The 22,483-nt window shown below is 73.1% G+C and carries 21 protein-coding genes; 14 read left to right on the forward strand and 7 right to left on the reverse strand.

Annotated elements, in window-relative coordinates; genetic code table 11:
• Positions 1 to 148: 148 nt before the first annotated feature.
• Positions 149 to 1,237 (forward strand): NADH:flavin oxidoreductase/NADH oxidase, encoded by a 1,089-nt coding sequence (locus tag AC0QU1_RS01760; protein ID WP_483573940.1) that lies wholly within the window; start codon positions 149 to 151, stop codon positions 1,235 to 1,237.
• A 659-nt stretch (positions 1,238 to 1,896) separates the two neighbouring features.
• On the opposite strand, the gene AC0QU1_RS01765 is transcribed toward AC0QU1_RS01760, so the two are convergent.
• The gene (locus AC0QU1_RS01765) at positions 1,897 to 2,727 is read right to left on the reverse strand and encodes an HAD family hydrolase (protein ID WP_483573941.1); all 831 of its coding nucleotides are present in this window, start codon (positions 2,725 to 2,727) and stop codon (positions 1,897 to 1,899) included.
• 285 nt (positions 2,728 to 3,012) lie between these two features.
• Here AC0QU1_RS01765 and AC0QU1_RS01770 point away from each other — a divergent pair, with 285 nt between their 5' ends.
• From AC0QU1_RS01770 to AC0QU1_RS01815, 10 genes are all read left to right on the forward strand, one after another.
• Positions 3,013 to 3,801 carry a CpaE-like family protein gene (locus AC0QU1_RS01770; RefSeq protein WP_483573942.1) on the forward strand — a complete coding sequence of 263 codons (789 nt, stop codon included), beginning with the start codon at positions 3,013 to 3,015 and terminating at the stop codon, positions 3,799 to 3,801.
• Positions 3,798 to 4,958 carry a TadA family conjugal transfer-associated ATPase gene (locus AC0QU1_RS01775; protein WP_483573943.1) on the forward strand — a complete coding sequence of 387 codons (1,161 nt, stop codon included), beginning with the start codon at positions 3,798 to 3,800 and terminating at the stop codon, positions 4,956 to 4,958. Before AC0QU1_RS01770 ends, AC0QU1_RS01775 begins: the two co-directional genes overlap by 4 nt.
• Positions 4,952 to 6,097 (forward strand): type II secretion system F family protein, encoded by a 1,146-nt coding sequence (locus tag AC0QU1_RS01780; protein WP_483573944.1) that lies wholly within the window; start codon positions 4,952 to 4,954, stop codon positions 6,095 to 6,097. The genes AC0QU1_RS01775 and AC0QU1_RS01780 overlap by 7 nt, the downstream gene beginning before the upstream one ends.
• A gap of 153 nt (positions 6,098 to 6,250) precedes the next feature.
• Positions 6,251 to 6,469, forward strand: a complete 219-nt coding sequence (locus AC0QU1_RS01785; RefSeq protein WP_483573945.1) for a DUF4244 domain-containing protein — start codon at positions 6,251 to 6,253, stop codon at positions 6,467 to 6,469.
• A gap of 3 nt (positions 6,470 to 6,472) precedes the next feature.
• Complete coding sequence (locus AC0QU1_RS01790) at positions 6,473 to 6,817, forward strand: TadE family type IV pilus minor pilin (protein ID WP_483573946.1); 345 nt, start codon at positions 6,473 to 6,475, stop codon at positions 6,815 to 6,817.
• On the forward strand, positions 6,814 to 7,413 hold the full coding sequence (locus AC0QU1_RS01795; RefSeq protein ID WP_483573947.1) for an Rv3654c family TadE-like protein: 600 nt from the start codon (positions 6,814 to 6,816) through the stop codon (positions 7,411 to 7,413). Before AC0QU1_RS01790 ends, AC0QU1_RS01795 begins: the two co-directional genes overlap by 4 nt.
• A 33-nt stretch (positions 7,414 to 7,446) precedes the next feature.
• Positions 7,447 to 8,457: an ABC transporter ATP-binding protein gene (locus AC0QU1_RS01800; protein ID WP_483573948.1), complete on the forward strand. Its 1,011-nt coding sequence runs from the start codon at positions 7,447 to 7,449 to the stop codon at positions 8,455 to 8,457.
• Positions 8,454 to 9,320, forward strand: coding sequence for an ABC transporter permease (locus tag AC0QU1_RS01805; RefSeq protein WP_483573949.1), 867 nt, complete (start codon positions 8,454 to 8,456; stop codon positions 9,318 to 9,320). Before AC0QU1_RS01800 ends, AC0QU1_RS01805 begins: the two co-directional genes overlap by 4 nt.
• A gap of 3 nt (positions 9,321 to 9,323) precedes the next feature.
• Positions 9,324 to 9,557: a helix-turn-helix transcriptional regulator gene (locus AC0QU1_RS01810; RefSeq protein WP_483573950.1), complete on the forward strand. Its 234-nt coding sequence runs from the start codon at positions 9,324 to 9,326 to the stop codon at positions 9,555 to 9,557.
• Between the two features lie 46 nt (positions 9,558 to 9,603).
• Positions 9,604 to 10,552 (forward strand): IS5 family transposase gene (locus AC0QU1_RS01815; protein ID WP_483572811.1). Its coding sequence is split into 2 segments (ribosomal slippage): positions 9,604 to 9,972 and positions 9,974 to 10,552, totalling 948 coding nucleotides; the frame shifts between segments, so codons are not numbered across the junction.
• A 13-nt stretch (positions 10,553 to 10,565) separates the two neighbouring features.
• Here the strand turns inward: AC0QU1_RS01815 and AC0QU1_RS01820 are convergent.
• Together AC0QU1_RS01820 and ggt are read right to left on the reverse strand one after the other, a co-directional pair.
• Complete coding sequence (locus tag AC0QU1_RS01820; protein WP_483573951.1) at positions 10,566 to 13,361, reverse strand: DEAD/DEAH box helicase; 2,796 nt, start codon at positions 13,359 to 13,361, stop codon at positions 10,566 to 10,568.
• A gap of 108 nt (positions 13,362 to 13,469) precedes the next feature.
• Positions 13,470 to 15,302, reverse strand: coding sequence for a gamma-glutamyltransferase (ggt, locus tag AC0QU1_RS01825; protein WP_483573952.1), 1,833 nt, complete (start codon positions 15,300 to 15,302; stop codon positions 13,470 to 13,472).
• A 274-nt stretch (positions 15,303 to 15,576) separates the two neighbouring features.
• Here ggt and AC0QU1_RS01830 point away from each other — a divergent pair, with 274 nt between their 5' ends.
• Positions 15,577 to 16,224 carry a hypothetical protein gene (locus AC0QU1_RS01830; RefSeq protein WP_483616368.1) on the forward strand — a complete coding sequence of 216 codons (648 nt, stop codon included), beginning with the start codon at positions 15,577 to 15,579 and terminating at the stop codon, positions 16,222 to 16,224.
• Positions 16,225 to 16,492: 268 nt separating this feature from the next.
• Positions 16,493 to 17,617, forward strand: coding sequence for a hypothetical protein (locus tag AC0QU1_RS01835; RefSeq protein ID WP_483573954.1), 1,125 nt, complete (start codon positions 16,493 to 16,495; stop codon positions 17,615 to 17,617).
• Between the two features lie 16 nt (positions 17,618 to 17,633).
• On the opposite strand, the gene AC0QU1_RS01840 is transcribed toward AC0QU1_RS01835, so the two are convergent.
• From AC0QU1_RS01840 to AC0QU1_RS01855, 4 genes are all read right to left on the reverse strand, one after another.
• Entirely contained in the window at positions 17,634 to 18,182 is a 549-nt protein-coding gene (locus tag AC0QU1_RS01840) for a methylated-DNA--[protein]-cysteine S-methyltransferase (RefSeq protein WP_483573955.1), read from the reverse strand.
• A 77-nt stretch (positions 18,183 to 18,259) separates the two neighbouring features.
• Positions 18,260 to 18,520, reverse strand: a complete 261-nt coding sequence (locus tag AC0QU1_RS01845; RefSeq protein WP_483573956.1) for a DUF6457 domain-containing protein — start codon at positions 18,518 to 18,520, stop codon at positions 18,260 to 18,262.
• Between the two features lie 26 nt (positions 18,521 to 18,546).
• Positions 18,547 to 19,221, reverse strand: a complete 675-nt coding sequence (gene mobA, locus AC0QU1_RS01850) for a molybdenum cofactor guanylyltransferase (protein WP_483573957.1) — start codon at positions 19,219 to 19,221, stop codon at positions 18,547 to 18,549.
• Positions 19,218 to 20,756, reverse strand: coding sequence for a molybdopterin molybdotransferase MoeA (locus AC0QU1_RS01855; protein WP_483573958.1), 1,539 nt, complete (start codon positions 20,754 to 20,756; stop codon positions 19,218 to 19,220). Before AC0QU1_RS01855 ends, mobA begins: the two co-directional genes overlap by 4 nt.
• A 329-nt stretch (positions 20,757 to 21,085) precedes the next feature.
• On the opposite strand from AC0QU1_RS01855, the gene AC0QU1_RS01860 reads away from it, so the two are divergent.
• On the forward strand, positions 21,086 to 22,429 hold the full coding sequence (locus AC0QU1_RS01860) for an MFS transporter (protein WP_483573959.1): 1,344 nt from the start codon (positions 21,086 to 21,088) through the stop codon (positions 22,427 to 22,429).
• Positions 22,430 to 22,483 lie beyond the last annotated feature (54 nt).

Below are 22,483 nucleotides of genomic sequence, written 5' to 3' on the forward strand. Positions count from 1 at the left end.
CGGGCAGGTGCATGGGACTGCCTTGACGTTCTCTCTGCCCGGGAGTGTAGTCCCGGACGGTGACACCCCTCACAATCCGATGTCACTTCCTGAGATGACGGCCGTGCGCCGCGGAATGGCACGGCGACCGGCCACGTTGCTCGCTGACGTGAGCCTCCTCCTCGAGCCGGTCGCGCTCCGTGACCTGACCGTCCCCAACCGCGTCTGGCTGTCGCCGATGTGCGAGTACTCGGCCGCCGACGGGGTCCCGAACGACTGGCACCTCGTCCACCTCGGCGCCCGGGCCGTCGGCGGGTTCGGGCTCGTCATGACCGAGGCGACCGCCGTCGTGCCGGAGGGGCGCATCTCGCCGCAGGACACGGGCATCTGGAACGACGAGCAGGCAGCGGCGTGGCGGCGCATCGTCGACTTCGTGCACGAGCGCGGCGCGCGCATCGGCATCCAGCTCGCCCATGCGGGGCGCAAGGCGTCGACCTTCCGCCCCTGGTCGTCGGTCAAGGGCACGGTCCCGCTGCCCGACGGCGGGTGGCCGACCGTCGCGCCGTCGGCCACCGCCTTCCCGGGGTACGACGTGCCGGCGGAGCTGACACCGGACGAGGTGGCGGACGTTCCCGAGCGGTTCGCGGCCGCCGCGCGCCGGGCGCGCGAAGCCGGGTTCGACGTCGTGGAGGTGCACGCGGCGCACGGATACCTGCTCCACCAGTTCCTGTCGCCGCTGGCCAACTCCCGGACGGACGAGTACGGCGGCTCGGCCGCCGGCCGGGCACGTCTCGTGGAGGAGACGGTAGGGGCCGTGCGGTCGGTGTGGCCCGACGAGCTGCCCGTGCTGGTACGGCTGTCCGCGACCGACTGGCTCCCCGGCGGCCTGGGCGTGGACGACGTCGCGGCGGTCGCCGGCCGGCTGGGCGCGCTCGGCGCGGATCTGATCGACGTGTCGACCGGCGGCGTGGCCCCGGCGACGACCGCCGTCGGGCCGGGCTACCAGGTGCCGTACGCCCGGCGGGTGCGCGAGGTGTCCGGGCTGCCGGTCAGCGCGGTCGGGCTCATCAGCGAGCCGGCCCAGGCCGAGCAGATCCTCGTGGAGGGCTCGGCGGACGCCGTGATGCTCGGGCGGGCGGCCCTGCGCGACCCGTACTGGCCGCTGCGTGCGGCCCAGACCCTGCGCGAGGAGATCGGCACGGTGCCCGTGGACTCGGGGGTGGGCGTGCAGCCGCAGTACTCGCGTGCGAAGTGGTGATCATTCGTGGCGGTGGCTGTGCGGTGAACGCGAGTCCCGGTGTTTCAACTCGACCGAGGAATGCCGGGGTGGTGATTCTTTTCCGGCCGGTGCGCTTTCCGCGAAACGATTCGCCGTGCGGCCGGGCTCCTCGCGATCTCCGATCAGGATCCGGAAATGCGAGGGCCCGGCCACTGCGGTGGCGAGATCTCGGCCCACGAGTACGGAGTCCGGGAGCATCCTCAAGCCGGATACCGCTCTCACCAGTTCGGCGGGGTGACCGCGCACTTCGCTCGCCGTCGATCAGGCCTGGACCCTCTCGACTCCCAGGGCGCGGTCCCTTCCGCCCTGAATACTTCCTGTGAACACAATCACACTGCCTTCTGGATACAAAAGCAACCTGGGCGGACTGATCTTCACAATTGCCAATTCCTGTCATGTCGCCAATTGGCCGCGAAAATCTTCGGCCTTACCGTTGCTTGACCTGATATGGCTGCTCGGTCGACCCTGGCGGGCCTCCCGGGTGTTTGATCTCAACGGCCGGCTATGGGGCCGGTTTCTGGGGACGTTCGGGGCTCGGTGATGGTGCGGGCCTCGCGATGGCGCGGCGCTCAGCGGTGGCGTGAGCCCCGGCGCCGGTGCGGCCCCGCGATGGCGCGGGCCTCGCGATGGCGCGGGCCTCAGCGGCGGCGCGACCGCCGTCGGGCCGCACGCCAGACGAGCCAGACCGTGACTCCGACCGCCACCACGCCCGCCACCGCGAGGAGCGGCATCGGCTCGATGTGCGGGCGCAGCGCGATCGGGCGGTTGAACGCGAGCACGCCCCAGCCGGACTGCGCCGCCCGGCGCCTGAGCACCCGGTCCGGGTTGACCACGTAGGCGTGGCCGACCGCCGACAGCATCGGGGCGTCCGTGATGGAGTCGGAGTAGGCGAAGCTCCGCGCGAGGTCGTAGTCCTCGCGCGCGGCGAGCCTGCGGACGCCCACCGCCTTGTTGTCGCCGTAGTTGTAGAAGTCGATCTCGCCCGTGAACCGGCCGTCCTCGACCGTCATCTGCGTGGACAGCACGTGGTCCGCGCCGAGCACGGCGGCGATGGGCTCCACCAGCACCGCGGCCGACGCCGACACGACCACCACGTCCCGGCCCGCCGCGTGGTGCTCCGCGATGAGCTCCACCGCCTCCGCGTAGACGTACGGGTCGATGAGCTCGTGCACCGTCTCGGTGACGATCTGCCGGACCTTCTCCACGTCCCAGCCCGTGACGAGCGCCGACAGGTGCGCGCGCATCCGCTCCGTCTGGTCGGCGTCCGCGTTGCCGATCATGAAGACGAAGTGGGCGTAGGCGCTGCGCAGCACGTCGGCATGCGAGAGGAGCCCGCCGGCGAGGAACGGCTTCGAGAACGCCGCCGACGAGCTGGTCGCGATGATCGTCTTGTCGAGGTCGAAGAACGCGGCGGTGCGCTGAGCCTGCGGTAGCGGTCGAGAAGCGATCTGGGGAACCTGCTCGGTCACGCGACGAGCCTAGCGGGGCGGCCTCTCGTGGGGGCCTTGTTGACGTGATGTCCCGCCGCCCGGATGAAACTCGTCCGTTCGGACGACAGACCCTGTTCGCGGTGGCACCGGCGCGCGAGCGCGACCACAGGCACGATTTTGCGCCGTTCGTGCACAGCCGCCCCGGCGCGGGGCACTCCGGGTCGGCGCCGAGCGCCCAGCCTGGTTCCGGAGCCCGGGTGGAGTGCCCGGGCCGGCCGGGTTTCCCGGCGGAGGCCCGGGGCAGTCCGGGCGAGGGAGGCGCAGATGGTCAGCACAGTGGGCGGCGTCCGGCCGGAGTCGGGGCGCGTGATCGGGGTGGTCGGGGCGTGCGGCGGGGCGGGTACGTCCGTCGTGGCCGCGTGCGCGGCGCACGGGCTGCGCCGCGCGGGCGAGCGCGCGACGCTCGTGGACCTCGACGCACACGCGCCGGGCACGGACCTGCTCCTCGGGTCCGACGGCGGACGCGGCGCGCGCTGGCCGGACCTCGGCGAGGCGCGCGGGGAGGTCGAGGGCGTCGGGCTGGTCGCCGCGCTGCCTCGCTGGGGTGCCGTGCCGGTACTCAGCGGAACGGCATCGGGCGCTCCGCCGGACGACGACGTGGTGCTCGACGTCTGCCGCGGGCTGGTGCGAGCCGGCGAGACCCTGGTGCTCGACCTGCCCCGGCCCGGCGCCTGGGGGAGCGCGACCCGGCGCGGCTCGGGGCCCGCTGCCGAGGCGCCGGGGAGCGCGGGCCTTGCCGTCCGGACCCTGCTCGCGGGGTGCGAGACGGTGCTGCTCGTCGTGCCGCTCACCCTGCCGGCCACCGTCGGCGCGCAGCGGGTGCGCGACGCGGTGCGGGGAGCCGGCGTCTCCGACGTGCGCATCGTGGCGCGTGGTCCGGCGCCGGGAGCGGTCGACGAGGACGACGTCGCCGCAGCCCTCGGCCTGCCCGTCGTGGCGACCGTGGGCCGCGACGCCGGGCTGGCCCGCGCGATCGAGCGCGGCGAGGGTCCCGCGATGTCGCACCGGGCGGTGCTCGGCCGGTGCGCCGCCGACCTGGCGGACGCCCTGTGAGCCTGCCGACGGCCACCGTGTCCCTGCTCGACGACGTCCGTGCGCGGCTCGCGACCGGCGGCTCCGGTGCCGACGCCGCCGTGCGCGACGCGGTGCGGGACTCCGGACGGGTGCTCGGCTCGGACGCACTCAGGGACCTGGAGCGCGCCGCACGCGCCGAGCTCACGGGTGCCGGTCCCCTGCAGCCGCTCCTCGACGCGCCAGAGGTCACGGACGTGCTGGTCAACGGCCCGCACGACGTGTGGATCGACCGGGGCGCGGGACTCGAACGAGTCCCGGTGGACCTGGCGTCGCCGGCCGAGGTGCGGGCGCTCGCCGTCCGGCTGGCCGCGCTCGGCGGGCAGCGGCTCGACGACGCGTGCCCCACCGTCGACGCGCGCCTGCCCGACGGGACCCGCCTGCACGCCGTCCTGGAGCCCCTGGCCGAGGCGGGCGCCGTGGTCTCTCTGCGCGTGCTGCGCACCAGCGCGTTCACGCTCGACGAGCTCGTGGCCGGCGGCGCACTGCCCGGCCAGTGGGCCGGACTGCTGCGATCGCTCGTCCTGGGACGGGCGAACGTCCTGGTCAGCGGCGGTACCGGCAGCGGAAAGACGACGCTGCTGGCCGCCCTGCTCTCCCTCGTGCCCCATGACGAGCGCATCGTGACCGTCGAGGAGGCGCGCGAGCTGCGCCCCACACACCCGCACGTGGTGCACCTCGCCGCCCGGCGCGCCAACGTCGAGGGCGCCGGCGCGGTGGACCTGGCCGACCTCGTGCGGAACGCGCTGCGCATGCGACCCGACCGGATAGTGCTCGGGGAGTGCCGCGGCGCCGAGGTGCGCGAGGTGCTCATGGCGATGAACACCGGGCACGACGGCGGCCTGGCGACCCTGCACGCCAACGCCGTCGGCGTTGTGCCCGCCCGGCTGGAGGCGCTCGCGGGGCTGGCCGGGATGACCAGGGAGGCGGTCGCCGCGCAGGCGGCCGGCGCGCTCGATGTGGTGCTGCATCTCCGGCGGTCGCACGGCGTGCGGTACCTGGCAGAGGTCGGGCTGGTGGGGCGTGCCCTGGGCGGGGAGCTGGAGGTGCGGACGGCGGCGCGCTGGGACGGGAGCGGTGCGTCCGAGGTCGAGCCGCGCGCGTGGGGCGAGCTCGTCGGGAGGTACGGGCCGTGGTGAGGGTCGCGGAGTCGCTCGGTGTGGGGTTGCTGGTCGCGGTCGGGACGTGGCTGCTGCTGGCCCGGGGTGGTCGTCGCGTGCGGGAGGTGCTGGCGCCTCGTGGCTCTGTCCCTGGTACTGGCGCGGGGCCAGTCGTGGGCGCGGCTCCAGAGGTGGCGCTGGGGCCGGACGGCTCGCGCTCGGCGTGGCGCCGCAGACGACCGGCGGGACGCGGTCCGGGTGGCGACGTCCGGGTGGTCGTGCTGCAGGTGATCGCCCTGCTCAAGACCGGGTCGCCGCCCGGGGCGGCCTGGTCGCGCGCGGCTGGCGTGCGCGCTGACCTCACGGGCGTGCCCGACGCCGAGGCCCTCGCCCGGGTGCTCGGCGACCGGCACGCGCAGGCGGTGGTCGCGGCGACCAGGCTCGCCCTCGACGTGGGGGCGCCGCTCGGACGGGTTCTGGAGCAGGTGGCCGGAACGCTCGTCGCGGAGGCGGAGGCGCAGGCCGAACGGGACGCGGCGCTCGCCGGTCCTCGGACGACGGCGCGGCTGCTCATGTGGCTGCCGGTCGCCGGCGGGTTCCTCGGCTGGGCCCTCGGCGCCGACCCGGTGGCCACCGCGACGGACGGCGGTATCGGCACCGTGGCGGCGTGCGCGGGTCTGGCGCTGCTCGTGGCCGGGCGGGTCTGGTCGGACCGGCTGGTGGCCGCTGCCCGCGGCGTGAACCAGCCCGGGGTGGACATCCAGGTGGTGCTGGAGCTCGTGGCTGCCGCGATGCGGGCGGGGGCCGGTGTGCCGCGGGCGCTGGCGGCGACCGGTGCGGCGATCGGCGGGGCCGACGGCGAAGCACTCACCCGGGCGGCCAACGCCCTGGTGCTCGGCGCGGCGTGGGCGCGGGCGTGGGCCCACGCCCCGCCCGCGCTCGGCCCGATGGTCGGTGCGCTGCGCGGTGCCTGGCTGGACGGCGCCGCACCGGGTGAGGCGCTCCGGGCCGCCGGTGAGGAGGTCCGGCACGAGCGGAGCTCGACGGCGCGGACCGCGGCCGCTCGGCTCGGGGTGCGGCTCGTGCTGCCGCTGGGTGCCTGCTACCTGCCGGCGTTCGTGCTGGTGGGCCTGGTTCCGGTGCTGCTGGCGCTGGGGATCGACCTGCTCACGGGCTGAGAGGAGTTCGGCGTGCTCGCGCGCGCCGGCGTCGTCCGCCACACGGCGGACCGGGCCCGCTGCGGCGGGTCGCACAAGGCCTGCATACGGGCCGGGATGCCCGGGTGCGGGCAGACAAGGTGCCCGGCGACGGGCGGAGTAGAAGGAGGAGACATGACGATGACGACGGCGGAGGCCTGCCCTGAACCGGAGGGTGGGTCGCGGGCGGAGGTCGACGAGCGCGAGTCGGAGAGGGGGCTGGCCACTGCCGAGTACGCGATCGCGACGCTCGCCGCGGTCGGCTTCGCGGGCGCGCTGATGGCCATCCTCAGGGGTGGCGACGTGAAGGCGATGCTCACGTCGCTGATCCAGTCGGCGCTCTCGACCGGCTGACCCATGACGGAGCGTGAGTCGGAACGGGGCACGGTCACGGCGGAGCTGGCCATCGGGCTGCCGGTCGTGGTTCTCGTCCTCGTCGCCGTGCTCACCCTCGCGGCCGCGTCCACGGCGCAGATGCGCGCCCTGGACGCGGCCCGTGCAGGGGCGCGCGCGGTGGCGATCGGGGAGCAGGAGACGGCGGTGGCGGCGGCCGTGGCGCGGGTGGGCGGGCCGGAGGCCGAGATGTCGCTCGCGCACGAGGGCGACTGGGTGCGGGTGACCGTGACGCGGCCGGTCTCGGGGGGCTGGATGTCCGGGCCGTTGCGGGCAACGGGAACGGCGTCGGCATGGGTAGAGCCGTGAGGGGCAGGCGGCCGGGCGTCGAACGTCGAGAGGCTGGGCGGCCGGCCGGTGCTTGGCCGGATCGCGAACGGCGCGTCGGGACGTGGGGGGCTGGGCGGCAGCCGGACTCCGAGCCGCCGGACTCCGAGCCGCCGGACGGCGAGCGAACAGGTCCCGAGCGAACAGGTCCCGAGCGAACAGGTCCCGAGCGGGCCAGTTCCGGGCGGCCGGATGCCGAGCGCGGCGCGGGTACGGTCCTGATCCTCGGGATCGTCGCCGCCGTCCTGCTGCTGGCGCTCGGGATCGCCGCGCTCGGCGCTGCCCAGAACGCCCGGGGTGCGGCTCAGGCGGCGGCCGACCTCGGCGCCCTCGCCGGCGCCACCGCCCTGCGCGACGGGTTCGATCCGTGCGGGACGGCGGGCGCCGCGGTGGCACGCAACGATGCAGAGATCGTGTCGTGCGAGGTGCTCGGCGGGGGCGTGGTGCGGGTCGTCGCGACGCGTACGGCCCTGGGCCCGGGTGGCGAGTTCGGCGGTGCGCTGGGCCGGGCGCAGGCGTCAGCGCGGGCCGGGCCACGAGTGGGTGACTTGCTCGCACCCGAGCCGGAAATGGGATGACATGGCTTCGGTACGGATCGTAGTATCTCTGCTATGGATAGTACGGAGGATGCGATGAGCGCGCAGGGTGCGCCTCCGCCGTCGGGCGACGTGGCGCTCGACGTGCGCGACCTACGGATGCGGTACGGGACCAAGGACGTCCTCACGGGGGTGTCGTTCACGGCGAACCGTGGTGAGGTCCTTGCCCTGCTCGGGCCCAACGGCGCGGGCAAGACCACCACGATCGAGATTCTTGAGGGCTTCCGCATGCGGTCGGCCGGCGAGGTCTCGGTGCTCGGGCAGGACCCGGCGCACGGTGACGAGGCATGGCGGGCACGGCTGGGCGTCGTGCTCCAGTCGTGGCGCGACCACGGCAGGTGGCGGGTGCGGGATCTGCTCGGATATCTCGCGCGGTTCTACGGCCCGTACGCGACCGCTGAGGTCTCCCGGCCGTGGGACGTCGACGAGCTGATCCAGGTCGTGGGCCTGGCGGAGCAGGCGAACGCGAAGGTGCAGGCGCTGTCGGGCGGTCAGCGGCGGCGTCTGGACGTGGCGATCGGGATCGTCGGCCGGCCGGAGCTCGTGTTCCTCGACGAGCCGACGGCGGGCTTCGACCCGCACGCCCGGCGGGAGTTCCACGACCTGGTGCACCGCCTGGCTGACTTCGAGAACACGACGGTCCTGCTCACCACGCACGACCTCGACGAGGCCGAGAAGCTGGCCGACCGGATCCTCGTCCTCGACCGGGGCACGATCGTCGCCAACGGGTCGGCCGACCAGCTCGCCCGCGAGCTGGCGACGCAGGCCGAGGTGCGCTGGACGTCCGGCGGGCACCGGCAGATCCACGCCGTCAGTGACGGCGACCCGACCGGGTTCGTCCGCGAGCTGCTCGCGCGAGACCCGGACGCCACCGACCTCGAGGTCAGGCGGGCCAGCCTCGAGGACACCTACATGTCGCTCGTCCACCGCGCAGAGGTGGGTGGCGCCGATCAGGGCCGAGACGGGCAGCCGAGCGCGTCCGGCCGGGCGGAACAGGTCGCGCAGACCGAGGAGGTCCAGTCATGACCACGGCAACCAAGACCGACGCGCGACGGGCGGCCGTGCGCGCGGGGCTCTCCCGGGGCTGGCTCGAGACCAAGTACTCGCTCTCGGAACCGGCTGACGTCATCTGGTACCTGGCGTTCCCCGTCATCTATGCCGTGGTGCTGCTGTTCATGCGGGGCAGCACCGTGCCAGGCACGGACTTCGCGCTGGGTGCCATGGTGCTGCCGAGCCTCGTGGGCATGTCCATCGCGTTGGGTGGGCTGACCGGGGCGGCGAGCACCATCGCCGTCGACCGGGAGGACGGCACGCTGCTGCGGGCGAAGGCGACGCCGAACGGGATGATCGGGTACCTCGTCGGCAAGATCCTCATGTTCACGCTGACCACGGCGGTCAGCCTCCTCGCCCTGGTCATCCCGGGCTTCACGGTGGCGGGCGACCTCCGGCTCGACGCGCGGACGTGGGTGCTGCTGGTGCTGATCTTCGTGGTCGGCATGGTCGCGACCGTCCCGATCAGCGTGGCCATGGGGTCCTTGTTCAAGACCTCGTCGCAGACCGGCCTGCTCTTCCTCGCGTCGATGCTGCTGATCATCCCGTCCGGGATCTTCTACCCGATCACCGCGCTGCCCACCTGGCTCCAGTGGGTGGGGCAGGCGTTCCCGTACTACTGGCTGGGCCTGGGCGCCCGGTCGGCGATGCTTCCGGAGGACCAGGTCGTTGCCGAGATCGGCGAGTCGTGGCGCACCTTCGAGATGTTCGCGGTGCTCGGCGTCTGGGCCGTCGTGGGTATGGTGCTGGCGCCGATCGTGCTCCGCAGGATGGCTCGCCGGGAGTCGGGTTCCACGGTGGCGGCGGCGCGAGAGCGCTTCATGACCAAGGGGTACTGAGTGGTGGCAGAGCAGTCCGACGTGGTCCACAACCGCATTGCGATGCTGCGTGCCGAACGCGGCATCTCGCGGCGTGAGCTCTCGGAGGCGCTCGGAGTGCACTACCAGACCGTCGGGTACCTCGAGCGCGGTGAGTACAGCCCTTCGCTGCACCTCGCGTTGCGGATCGCCGAGTACTTCGGCGTCGCCGTCGAGATCGTGTTCTCGACGAGCCCCTTCAAGCGGCTGGGCGACTAGGGCGTGTCTCCCATATGTGGGCTGAGGTGTGCGGCAGCCTGATCGGGTGACTTCTTCGCGGTATCGGGTGTTGTCGGATGAGCAGTGGGGGCGGATCGAGCCGTTGCTGCCCTCGAACGCGGGCCGGCGCGGGCATCCGTTCTGGGACAACCGGCGGGTAGTGGAAGGGATCATCTACCGCTACCGGGCCGGGATCCCGTGGCGGGACCTGCCTCGTGAGCACTTCGGGTCGTGGAGGACGGTCTGGAAGCGGCACCGCCGCTACGCCGACGACGGCACCTGGGACAAGGTCCTGGCCGGGCTGCTGGCCGCGGCGGACGCGGACGGGAAGATCGACTGGAACGTGAGCGTGGACGCCACGATCAACCGTGCTCATCAGCACGGCACGAACACCACGCGTCCCGAGCGGGACACAGGGGGCGAGAGCGAATCACACGAAACTCCCTGAGGGGTTCGTCCCCAGCCCGCTCGGCGGGGAACGTGAACCGGCAGGTCATGGCATCGGTAAGTCACGTGGCGGCCTGACCAGCAAGATCCATCACGCGGTGGACGGTCATGGACGCCCGCTGGCCGCGATCGTCACGGGCGGGCAGCGTAACGACGGGGCCATGCTGGCCGAGGTCCTAGCCGACATCCGCGTCCCGCGCCAGGGACCGGGCCGCCCGCGCACCACCCCTGATGCGGTGATCGCCGACCGCGCCTACACCAGCGGCGTCAACCGCAGGATGCTCGCGGCCCGGCACATCCAGACCGTGATCCCGCAGAAGAAGGACGAGATCGCTGCCCGCAAACACAAAGGCTCAGCCGGAGGACGACCACCAGCCCTGGACGCCCGGACCTACAAGCGACGCAACGTCGTGGAACGCTCCTTCGCCCTGACCAAGCAATGGCGCGCCCTGGCGACCCGCTACGACAAGCTCGCCATCACCTACCGCGCCGCCGTCGTCCTATCCGCCTGCACCATCTGGGCACGCCATATGGGAGACACGCCCTAGACGTATCGAGCCGTCAGGACGGTGAGGCTGCGGCGGGCGGCCTGGGGTCGTGGGACAGCACGGCGTCCAGGAGCCGCACCGCCGCCGCCTTGTCGAGCGGCGCGTTGTACGAGCCGCACTTGGGCGACTGCACGCACGCCGGGCACCCGTCGGCGCAGGGGCACGCCTCGATCGCGTCGCGGGTGGCTCGGAGCCAGGTCGCGCCCAGGTCGTAGGCGCGCTCAGCGAAGCCGGCGCCGCCGGGGTAGGCGTCGTAGACGAAGACGGTGGCCTCACCGGTGTCCGGGTGCAGCTCGGTCGACACCCCGCCGAGATCCCACCGGTCGCACGTTGCCAACAGCGGCAGCAGCCCGATCGACGCGTGCTCGGCGGCGTGCAGCGCGCCCGGCGTCTGCTCGGGGGAGATATCGGCGGCCCGCAGCACGAACTCGGGCACCGACCACCACACCGCCACTGTGCCGAGGGTGTGCTCCGGCAGCTCGAGCTGCTCCGTCCCCAGCACCTGCATGTCCGGGATGCGGCGGCGCTGAAAGCTCACCACCTGCGACGTCACCTCGACCGGGCCGAGGCCCCAGGTGATCGGGCCCCATTCCCGGGTGACCAGGTCGTGGCCCGTGCCGTCCTCCCCCGGGGAGGCGGCGCCGTTCTCACGTGACGGGTGGGCGCCGCCGGTCTCGCCCGGGCGCCCGGTAGCACCGGTTTCGCCGGGGCGCCTGGCGCCGCCGGTCTCACCCGGGCCCCCGGCAGCGCTGGTCTCGTCCAGAGACCCGGCAGCGGCCCCGGAGCCCTGGTCCCAGCCCTCGATCGCCACCGACATGACCGAGCGCGACCACGTCCCGTAGTCCAGCCGCCGCCGCTGCACGACGGCGGTGTGGTCGGCCAGGTCGAGGTGTGTCACCACGTAGGTGGTGCCCTGGTGCACGTACACCGCGCCGTCGTGCACCTGGCCGTCCGCCGACGCCGCGTCGACCGTGCCGAGCATCCGGCCGGTGCCCTGCTCCACCACGCGGACGGGGGATCCGCCTGCGCCGCGCAGGTCGGTGAGGCCGGTGGCGGGCTGGTGGTGGGTCCAGTACCACCCCGACGTCCGACGCCGGAGCGCGCCCCGGGCGACCAGCACGTCCAGGATCCCGCGCACGTGGGCGGGATTGCCGAACGCCGCGAGGTCCTCGGACCGGAGCGGCGCCTCCTGGGCTGCCGCGCACAGGTGCGGCGCGAGCACGTGCGGGTTCGCCGGATCGAACACGGTGGCTTCGAGCGGGGCGTCGAACACCGCCTCGGGATGGGTCACGAGATAGGTGTCGAGCGGGTCCTCGCGCGCGACGAACGCGACCAGGCCGTCCGCACCGGCTCGCCCGGCGCGGCCCGCCTGCTGCCACAGCGACATCCGGGTACCCGGCCATCCGGCGATGAGCACCGCGTCGAGGCCGGAGATGTCCACGCCGAGCTCGAGCGCGTTCGTCGTCGCCAGGCCGAGCAGGTCGCCGGTGCGGAGGGCCTGCTCCAGCTCGCGGCGCTCCTCCGGCAGATAGCCGCCGCGATAGGCCGCGATGCGGCGAGCGGCGTCGGGGACATGGCGCAGACGGTCGCGGGCCTGCTGCGCCACCGACTCCGCACCTCGGCGGGACCGGGTGAACGCGAGGCCGCGGGCGCCGGCGGCGGCAAGGTCGGCGAGCAGGTCGGCGACCTCGGCGGTCGCCGATCGGCGCGGATGCTCGGGTGCTGCCTCGGCGGCGACGGGCTCGGCCTCGGGATCGGGTTCCGGCGCGCTCTCCAGGTGGACCGTCGGGTCAGCTTCGGCACCAGATGGGGGAGTTACCGGAGGCAGCGCCCACGGGTCAGGCTCCGTGAGGTCGGCACGCTGCATCGAGATCGGCTCATCGCTGGACCGATCTCGATGCGAGCTGCCGGACTCAGCGGTCGCGCCAGTAGGGGGACGCCAGCCCACGATCTCCGGGGGCTGCCACAGGACCACGGTGCGGCGTCCCGAGGGTGAGGCGTCCTCGGTGACGGCGGCGATGTCGTCGGGCCGCACGCCGATGAGACGAGCCGCTGTGACGGCGGGCTCCGCCGTCGTCGCCGAGGCGATGACGAACGTGGGCGAGCCCTCCCCGTACCGCGCCGCGAGGCGCGCGAGCCGCCGCAGTACGAGCGAGACGTGCGCGCCGAAGACGCCGCGGTAGGCGTGGCCCTCGTCGACGACGACGTACCGCAGCCCCTTGAGCAGCCGTGACCAGCGGCGATGGTTCGGTAGCAGCGCGTAGTGCAGGAAGTCGGGGTTGGTGAGGACGACGTCGGCGTGGTCCTGCACCCAGGAGCGCTCCTCGCGTGAGGTGTCGCCGTCGCACGTCGCGACGCGGACGTCCCGCGTGCCGGCCGCATCGAGGACGCGCTCCAGCGCGCTGAGCTGGTCGGCCGCCAGCGCCTTGGTGGGGCTGAGGTAGACGGTCGTGGGGCGCACGCGCGCCGCCTCGATGTTCCCCGGGTCGAGCGTGCCGGCCGCCGCGGCGGCCCGGACCGCGGACAGCGCGGGCAGCCAGAACGCGAGCGACTTGCCCGATCCGGTGGACGTGGCCAGCGCGGTGTGCCGACCTTGGCGGACGAGGTCGGCGGCCACGGCCTGGTGCGTCCACGGGCGGTCGACGCCGAGCCGCCGGTACCCCTGCACCACGGTCGCGTCCGCCCAGGTGGGCCAGTCCGCGTGCTCGGCCGTGCGCTCCGGGAACGTGCGCGACGCCGTCAGCCGCTCGGCGCGTGCGCCACCGGCGAGGAGCACGTCGAGGAGGGGATGGGTGGAGACGTCGGGCACGCAGGACAGTGTCGCACCGGGTGGCGCGACGGGGCGTAGGCCGGCTCGGATCCGGTGCTGTTCAAGTGGTGTGAGGGCTTGGTCGAGCGTGATGTCGCCAGGTTCCGGTCAGGACCGCGCCGGCCACACCACCCGCGCCGACCCGCCCCCGAGCCGTGTCGGCTCCGCCACGGCGGTGAGCAGACCGCCCGGGCCGATCTCGATAGCGGTCGCCGCGCCGATCCCCGTCCCCGGGGCGACCGGCGTGAGCGTGTGCCCGTAGCCGGTCAACGCCGTGCCATAACTGGCGATGAAGCCCGGCTCCGCGGGAGTCCTCGCCCCGTTCTGCGCCGCGGCCCGGGGCGCGGCGATCGCCTCCTGGATCGTCCTGCCCAGGTCGATCCGATGGATCAGCATCTGCGTGACCGTCGAGATGATGTTCGACCCGCCCGGCGATCCGAGCGCGAGCACAGGGCGGCCGTCGGCCAGCACGATCGTCGGCGCCATGGACGAGCGCGGGCGCTTGCCCGCCTGGATCCGGTTCGGGTCGTCGGCCTCGTACTCGATGCTGAAGTCCGTGAGCTCGTTGTTCAGCAGGAATCCGCGGCCGGGCCCCACGATCCCCGACCCGCCGATCTGCTCGATCGTCAGCGTGTACTCGACCACGTTGCCCCACCGGTCGACGGCGGTCAGGTTCGTTGTCGACGTGCTCTCGGTGTCCTCGGGTTCGGTACCCGGCGCGGCGGGCTCGCCGCACCCGCCGTCGTACGACCTGGGATCACCGGCTGCCACCGGCTTGGTTGGCGCGACCTGCGGGTCGAGCAGGCAGGCCCGCTCCTGCGCGAACCTGTCGTCCAGCAACCCGGCCACCGGCACGTCCACGAAGTCGGCGTCGCCCAGGTAGGCGGCGCGGTCCGCGAACGCCAGGGCGCTCGCCTCGATGTAGTGGTGCATCGCGGCCGGGTCGTCCAGAGACTCCAGGTCGAACCGCTCCAGGATGTTCAGCGCCTCACCCACGGTGGTCCCGCCCGACGACGGCGGCGCCATCCCGTAGACGTCGTACCCGCGGTACGAGACGACGGTCGGGTCCCGGTCCACGACCTCGTACGACGCAAGGTCCTCTGCGGTCATCGATCCGACCGGCACGGGAAGCTCGGTGCCGTCCGCGACGGGCGGCGCCTGCACCGCGTCCGCGATCTCGTGCGCGAGCGCCCCCTCGTAGAACGCGTCGGCACCCCCGCGGGCGAGCGTCCGGTACGTCGCCGCGAGGTCCGGGTTGCGGAACACCGACCCGACCTCCGGCGCCTCGCCGTCCGGCAGGAACAGCTCGCTGGTGGAGGTCAAGGCCTCGAAACGCTCCTGATTGACGACGGTCTGGTCGTGGAAGAGCTGGTCGACGACGAAGCCCCCGGCCGCCACGGCCGTCGCGGGTCGCAGCGCCTGGCTCAGCGACGTCGTGCCCCACCGCTCCAGCGCGCGTTCCCAGGTGGCGGGCGTTCCCGGGACGCCGACGCTGACGCCGCCGGTGACCAGGTCAGGGAAGAACGGGTACGGCTCCCCGGTCGCCGGGTCGAGGAACGCGTCGTGCTCCATCGCGGCCGGCGCCGTCTCGCGCCCGTCGATGGTCTCGACCTCGCCGGTCGCCGCGTCGTAGTGCACGAAGAACCCGCCACCGCCGATTCCGGCGCTGTAGGGGTCGGTCACCCCGATCGTCGCCGCCATCGCGACTGCGGCGTCGGTAGCGTTGCCGCCTCGCCGCAGCACGCCGAGGCCCACCTCGGAGACGACCGGGTCGAGGGAGCTCACCGCGCCGCCGTACCCGACCGACGTCGGGACTCGCGGCGGGTAGTGCTCCGGGCCCGCGGCCGCGGCGTCGGCCGGGCTCGCTGCGACGGCGCCGGCCAGGACCAGGGCCAGGGCACCTGTGACGGCCGACGACCGAACGACGAATCTCCTGCTCATGGGCACGTGTACTCCTCCGTTGCGCGTCTCTGCCCGCCATGGGATGGCACGACTATGACGCGCGGACCCGCAGATGCGTTGCTTATCGGACCGGCGCGTGGCGCCGCGTCGAGAATCCGCGGCACACCAAGGTGCGGTCAGGCCGGTACAGCCGATCGGTAGACATCTCCCCACGTCGGACGAGTTCACCCGCGAAATGGCCAGATGACGCGCCTCGGCGCGGGTAGGTTCACGCCGTCACACCGGTTCGAGTGGTCACTGCGGGAGAAACATGATGAGACGCGCCCTGATGGCAGGAGCTACGGCGGTCGGGATCCTGGTTGCTGCGTTCGCGGCACCCGCCGCGGTCGCGACGTCCGTTGAAGGATCGCTGGTTCCCGCGGTCGAGTGCTCCGGTGCCGCCCGGGGCGAGGCGGCGGCCGTGGAACTCGCCGCCGCGTGCGGCGAGGACGTCGAGGTGTCCCGCGCCGCCGAAGATGGCACAAGGCTCTTCGCGGAGCCGGACGGCGAGATGCGATTCGAGGTATCGAGCATCGACCCGAACATCTCGACGCAGCCGACGGCGCGCACCGTCCTCCGGCGGACCGGAAGCTCGGGCTACAACTGGACCGGCACGCAGTGGGTCGGCTACTGCGACCCCGCTGAGTACGCCGACGGCTGCGCCGCCGCAGGGGTGCAGCGCCTGGTCTGGCAGTTCGACGGCGTCGAGATCCTTCGCGACCTGCGGCCCAGGGACATCACGTCGGCCGAGTTCTTCCTCAACGGCGCCGTGGCCTGGCTCGACGACGTGAACTGCATGCCGAGCCGCCTGGACCTCTACGACGTGCCGCGTATCTCGTCGTGGGTCGGGGCAGTCGTGCACGGTCGAGAGAGTCGTGCGGACGACGTCCCCGTACCTGTCTGCGGACATCAGGGATCCTGACCCGGACAACGGAACCAGCGATCCCGGCGCGACCGCCCCGGTCACCGCCATGTTCCGTGTCGCCAGAGCAGATGCGCCCGACGTTGCGCTGTGGGAGGGGCCAGAGTCGGACTCGTACGAGAACCGGCATGGTCTTTCAGTGCCCTCCGGCATTCTCGAGGGTGGTGCTCGCTATGTCTGGTCGGTGTTCGGGACCGACGAGGGCGGCTTGGTCGGCCCTGCTGCGTCGTGCACCTTCGCCATCGACATCGAGAGTCCAGCGGTACCTGTGGTCACTCCCCTTGTGGGCGGGCAGGCGGTGTATCTCGAGCGCAGAGTGCGCGGTGGCCTGGGAGTCCCCGGTGCGTTCCTGCTGACAAGCACGTCCGACGATGTCGCCAAGTACCGGTACGGCATCAACACACAGGCCCCGGTGAACGAGGTTGTGGCCACAGAGAACACGGTGTTGGGTATCACGCCACCTCGGACGGGCCTCAACTACCTATGGATCGAGGCGGTCGACAAGGCTGGCAACCGCAGCAGGGAAGTCATCTACGAGTTCTACGTCTCGTTCGACGCGCCGGTGCCGACACCTCCGGCAATCACCGTGGCCGGTCCGACGTCGTACACCTTCGGTGATGTCGTCACCGCGTCGGTGACCTTGAGCGAGGACGCGGTCACCCCCTACGGCACCGTGACGGTCAGGTCCGGCTCGACGGTTGTCGGACGCGCGACCTTCGACGAGCGCACCGAGGAGCTGCAGCTCGACGGCCAGGCCCTTGGCGCGGGAACCAAGACACTGACCTTCACCTACCAGGCGTTCCCGGGTGCCCCGGCATGGAGCACCGAGCGCACGATCACGGTCGAGCCACTGGTGTTTTCCGCCGTCGGCGCGCCGTCCATCTCCGGTACCGCTCAGGTCGGTAAGACCCTTACGGCGGCCAGCGGGACCTGGACCCCGACACCCACCACGACCAGGTACCAGTGGCGTCTGGACGGCCAGGCCGTCTCCGGTGCGACGTCGCGCACATGGACGGTTCCGGCGTCGGCCAAGGGCAAGCGGGTCACGGTTGCGATCACCGGCTCGAAGACCGGGTACACGACCAGGACCGTGGTCAGCCCCGCGACGACGACGGTGAAGGCGGGTGCGTTCGTCGCGCCACGTCCGACCATCACGGGCACCGCGAAGGTCGGCTCGACGCTGAAGGCCGTGCGCGGCGCATGGACGCCGCAGCCGAGCACCGTGAAGTACCAGTGGAAGGTCGGCGGTGTGGCGGTCAGGGGCGCGACCAGCTACTGGTTCAAGGTGCCGGCCTCCGCGAAGGGCAAGCGCGTCGCCGTCGTGGTCACCGGCTCGAAAGCCGGCTACGTGACCCAGACAGTGGTCAGTCCGCTGACCAGCGTGATCCGCTGAGCCGGCCTGGGGCAGCTCACAGGTCGAAGAGCGTGGGCTGCTCCAGGTAGACGCCCTCCGTCTCCAGCATGCGGAGCTTGGTGCGTGGGCCGCCGCGGGCGGAGAACCCGCCGATGCGGCGGCCCGCGGCCAGCACGCGGTGGCACGGCACGATCGGCGGGAACGGGTTGCGGCCCATCGCCTGTCCGACGGCCTGGGCCGCGCCCGGCGAGCCCAGCTCGGCCGCGACCTCGCCGTACGTGCGGGTCTCGCCGGGCGGGATCGCGCGCACCACCTCGTACACGCGGCGGTCGAAGTCGGGCACGGCGCTCATGTTGAGGGTGATCTCGGCGAGGTCCCCGACGCCGTCGGCCAGCAGGCGGGTGAGCGCAGCGGCGGCGGGCGCCACCGGGGTAGGCGGGGCCTCGACGGCGCCCGGATACCAGCCGCGCACGGCGCCCCGCACCTGGTCGGCGCTGCCGTGGGGCAGCGCCGATCCGACGATCTCCGCGTCCTCGTTCCAGACGAGCGCGCACTCGCCGATCGCCGTGGGGATCACGGCGAACTCGAGCCTGTTCCGGTCCATGCGCCACACGATAGGCGGGACCACTGACAACGAGACCCGCGATACCGCGAGGCGCTGGCTCGGGTCGGTCGGGTGGTTCAGTCGGCCACCCAGCGCGCCGCGAGGTCGCTCGCCTTCTGCGCGGCGTCCGGCCCGCCGCTCGTCTCCGCGGCGAGCGCGCCCGCCGCGGCAAGGCCCGCCGCATAGCCGACGGCGTAGGTGGTGACCGGTGCGGCCGGCCGGGCGACGGCGTGGGCTGCGTCGCGAGCGAGGTCGAGCACCTCTCCGACGTCGACCGTTCCCGGGGGCAGGCCGAGCTCGGCCTCCAGTGCCTCCACCCAGCCATTCAGGTCTGCCATCTCGCGTCCTTTCGGGGTCGTGGGCGTCATCGGCCCGGGTCCGCGCCGACGGGCGGTGTTCCGATGATGCGGGTCCCGACGACGCGCACGCCGAGGCGGGCCGCGTCGGCGAGGGTGTCGACGTCGTCGCTCCAGCCTGCCCGGTCGGGGACCTCGGCGCAGCGAAGCCCGCCGATCAGACGCTTCATCGGCGCCCCGTCCGTCTCGATACCGTCGAGCGCTGCGTCGAGGGCCGAGCGCCGGTAGAGCCCGACCAGCCACTGGGCCCTGCCGTCCCGCACCAGGTAGGCGCCGTCCACCGGTTCACGTGAAACGGCCTGCTCCAGAGCCGCGACCGCCCTGCCCGCACGCGGCACGTCCACGGCCAGGAGCAGCACCCACTCCGCGCCCGGCTCCGGCAGGGCGCGCAGCCCGGCGGCGAGGCCGGCGACCGGCCCGCCGAACGGCGGATCCTCTCGGGTGAGACCGGGCGCGGGACCCGCGTAGCCGGACGCCGGATCGCGCGCCGGGAGCGCATCGGCCAGCTCGGGCGGGCCCACCACCACGACCCGGCGGGCGCGCGAGCTCGCCGCGAGCGCCCGGTCGAGCAGTCGCGCGCCGTCGACGACCAGACCCGCCTTGGACGTACCGTCCAGCCGCGATGCGCGCCCGCCCGCCAGCACGACGGCGTCGTACCCGATCTCCCGTCTGGTCCCGGTCACCGCAGCATCAGCACCCGGACGAGGTCCCCTGCGCGCACCTTCTCGACGTCGGGCGGGACGAGCGCGACGCCGTCGGCAACCGCGAGTGCGGACAGGGCGTGGCGTGAGCCGCAGGGTTCGACGCCGAACCGGCCAGCAGCGGCGTCTGTGCCGGTGACGCCGAACTCGCCGGCCGCGGCGTCTGTACCGGTGGCCATGCTGCCCCCGGCGGTGCTGACGGTGCCTCCGGTGGCGGCTGTCGCGCTGTCAGGCAGCGGGACCAGCCGAACCGGTACGACGAGCAGCCGGCCGGGCGAACCGGACCAATCGACTGCGGCGGAAAGTGTTGCTCCGCGGGGTGTGTTGCTCTCCGTAGACGCTGTCGACGCAGAGCAACACACCTCCGCGAGGCGGTCTTGTCCCGGAGTCCTCTCGCCACGCAGGCGTCCGATCGCGGGCCGCACGAACAGCTCGAAGGACGCGTACGCTCCGACGGGGTTGCCCGGCAGCGCGAGCCACGGCACCCCGCGCCAGCGGGCGAGCGCCTGCGGCTTGCCGGGGGACAGCGCGACGGCGGCCACATCGACATCCGTCGCTGCGGCGCCGCTCCTCGGTTCGGGCGTCTCGCCCTCCGGTTCGGGGACGCCGCCCCCGGGCGTCTTGCCCTCCGGCTCGAAGGTCCCGTCTTCCCGCTCGGAGGTGCCGCCTCCCGATCCCGACGACGCTGCCGCCAGCACCTCTCGCACCACGTCGGCCGCGCCGGCTGATACGCCTCCGGCAGTGACGATCAGATCGACGCCTCGACCAGCACGCACCGCAGCATCGAGCGCCGCCCGCAACGCCGAAGGATCGTCAGGCACCGGCCCGAGCCGGACGACGTCGGCCCCGGCCGCGCGCGCCCCGGCCGCGAGCATCGGCCCGTTGGAGTCCGTGATCTGCCCCGGTCCGAGCACCCTGCCGACCGGCACCAGTTCCGATCCGGTGGAGATCACGGCGACTCGCGGCCGCCGTCGGACAGGAACGTGCACCGCGCCGGACGCAGCCACCGCACCCAACACCGCCGCCGTCACCACGGTCCCTGCGGCCGCGAGGAGCTGTCCCTCGCGGACGTCCTCACCCGCGGGCCGGACGTGCGGCCGGGGCCGGCGCGCGAGCGTGACCGAGGACTCCGCCCGGGGGGCACCCGCGACGAACCGGCCGGTCGAGGTGTGCTCGACGGGGACCACGGCGTCGGCTCCAGGCGGCAGCGGGGCGCCGGTCATGATGCGCGCGGCCTGCCGCGGCCCGATCGCTGCCACGGGATCGGCGCCTGCGGCGACGTCGCCCGTGACCTGGAGCGTCACCGGTGCTCCGTCGGCCGGCAGGTCCGCCAGCCGCACGGCGTACCCGTCCATCGCGGCGCTGTCGAAGGGCGGCACGGAGACGGCGGCGTGCAGGTCCTCGGCGAGGACCTGCCCCTCGGCGTCGGCCAGACCCAGCGAGACGACGGGCAGCGGCGCGACGAGCGCGACCACGCGCTCCACGTGCTCGGTGACGCTCCGCAACCTGGACTCCATGAGACGACGTTAGGCGAGCCGCGTTCGAACGGGATTTCCTCTGTCTCACAGCACGGTACCGGTCCGCGTGAGGCTGGTGAACGCGCCCCGGACCGCCGACCGACCGCCGACCGACCGCCGCGGCAAGGCCGCGCCGACCCCTCACACCCGCGCCCGGCGCCCTGTGCGTTCTTCCTTACGGTCGATTAACTGCTCTTTGTCTGGCGATGAAACACCGTCTTCCTAGGTTCCTACCCGTCGGTCCGACGTCGGGCCGGCCCCGGATCCGGCACCCGTCGGTCCGGGCGCGCCCGGCGTCGTCGGGCATACGCCCACGCAGGGAGGACGACATGTCCACTCCGACAACACGTGACGACCAGGCCTCCGGCACGGCCGAGGTCGCCGAGAAGTCCGCGGTCCAGCGCCACACCGGACGGTGGATCGAGCGCTGGGACCCCGAGGACAAGGTCCTCTGGGAGGACGGCGGACGCCGGACCGCGCGGCGCAACCTCGTGCTCTCGATCTTCGCGGAGTTCCTCGGCTTCGGCGTCTGGGCCCTGTGGTCGATCGTCGTGCCGCAGCTTCCCGCAGCGGGGTTCGACCTGACCGTCGACCAGATGTTCTGGCTCATCTCCGTGCCCAGCCTCGTCGGCGCGACCCTGCGGATCCCCTACACGTTCGCCGTCCCCGTGTTCGGCGGCCGCAACTGGACCATCGCCTCGGCGCTGCTCCTCCTGCTGCCGACGGGCGCGCTGATCCTCACCGTCGGCGACCCGACGACGCCGTTCCCCGTGCTGCTCGCCGCTGCGGCGCTCGCGGGCCTCGGCGGTGGCAACTTCGCGTCGTCGATGGCGAACATCTCCTTCTTCTTCCCCGAGAAGGAGAAGGGCGCGGCCCTGGGCTGGAACGCAGCGGGCGGCAACATCGGCACGGCGGCCGTGCAGCTCGCGGTGCCGCTCGTCATCGTGACCGGTGCGGGCGTGGCGCTCGACCGGGCCGGCCTCGTCTTCATCCCGTTCATCCTGCTCGCAGCCTTCCTCGCGTGGCGCTGGATGGACAACCTCGCGACGGCCAAGGCGGACCCGCGCTCGTTCGGCGTCGCCGTCCAGGACAAGCACACCTGGGTGATCAGCTTCATCTACATCGGCACGTTCGGGTCGTTCATCGGCTACGCGGGCGCCTTTCCGACCCTCCTCGCGGCCGAGTTCCCGCAGGTCGCACTACCGCTCGCGTTCATGGGCGCGCTCGTGGGCTCGGTGGCACGGCCGCTCGGCGGCATCCTCGCCGACCGCGTGGGCGGCATGGCCGTGACCCTCGGTGCCTTCGGCGTGATGGCGCTCGGCGCCATGGGCGCGATCTGGGCGCTCGGGACGGGCAGCTTCGCCCTGTTCTTCGGCTCGTTCCTCGGCCTGTTCGTCGCGACGGGCGTGGGCAACGGCTCCGTCTACCGGATGATCCCCGCGGTCTTCCGGGCGAGCGGCGCGACGGCGAAGGCTGCCGCCGGGTGCATCGGCATCGCCGGGGCCGTCGGCGCGTTCGGTGGGTTCCTCATCCCGCGCGGGTTCGCGCTCTCCACCACCGTCGCCGGGTCGATCGTGCCGGCGCTGTGGCTGTTCGTCGGCGTGTACGCGGTGATGGCCCTGGTCTGCTGGCTGGTCTACGGGCGCGGCGCCATGGCAGAGGCCCGGGTCTGACGATGCTTGCCTCCCCCGGAACCCCGGTCGACTCGCACTGCCCTTACTGCGCGC

Source organism: Promicromonospora noduliphila (genome assembly GCF_056951025.1).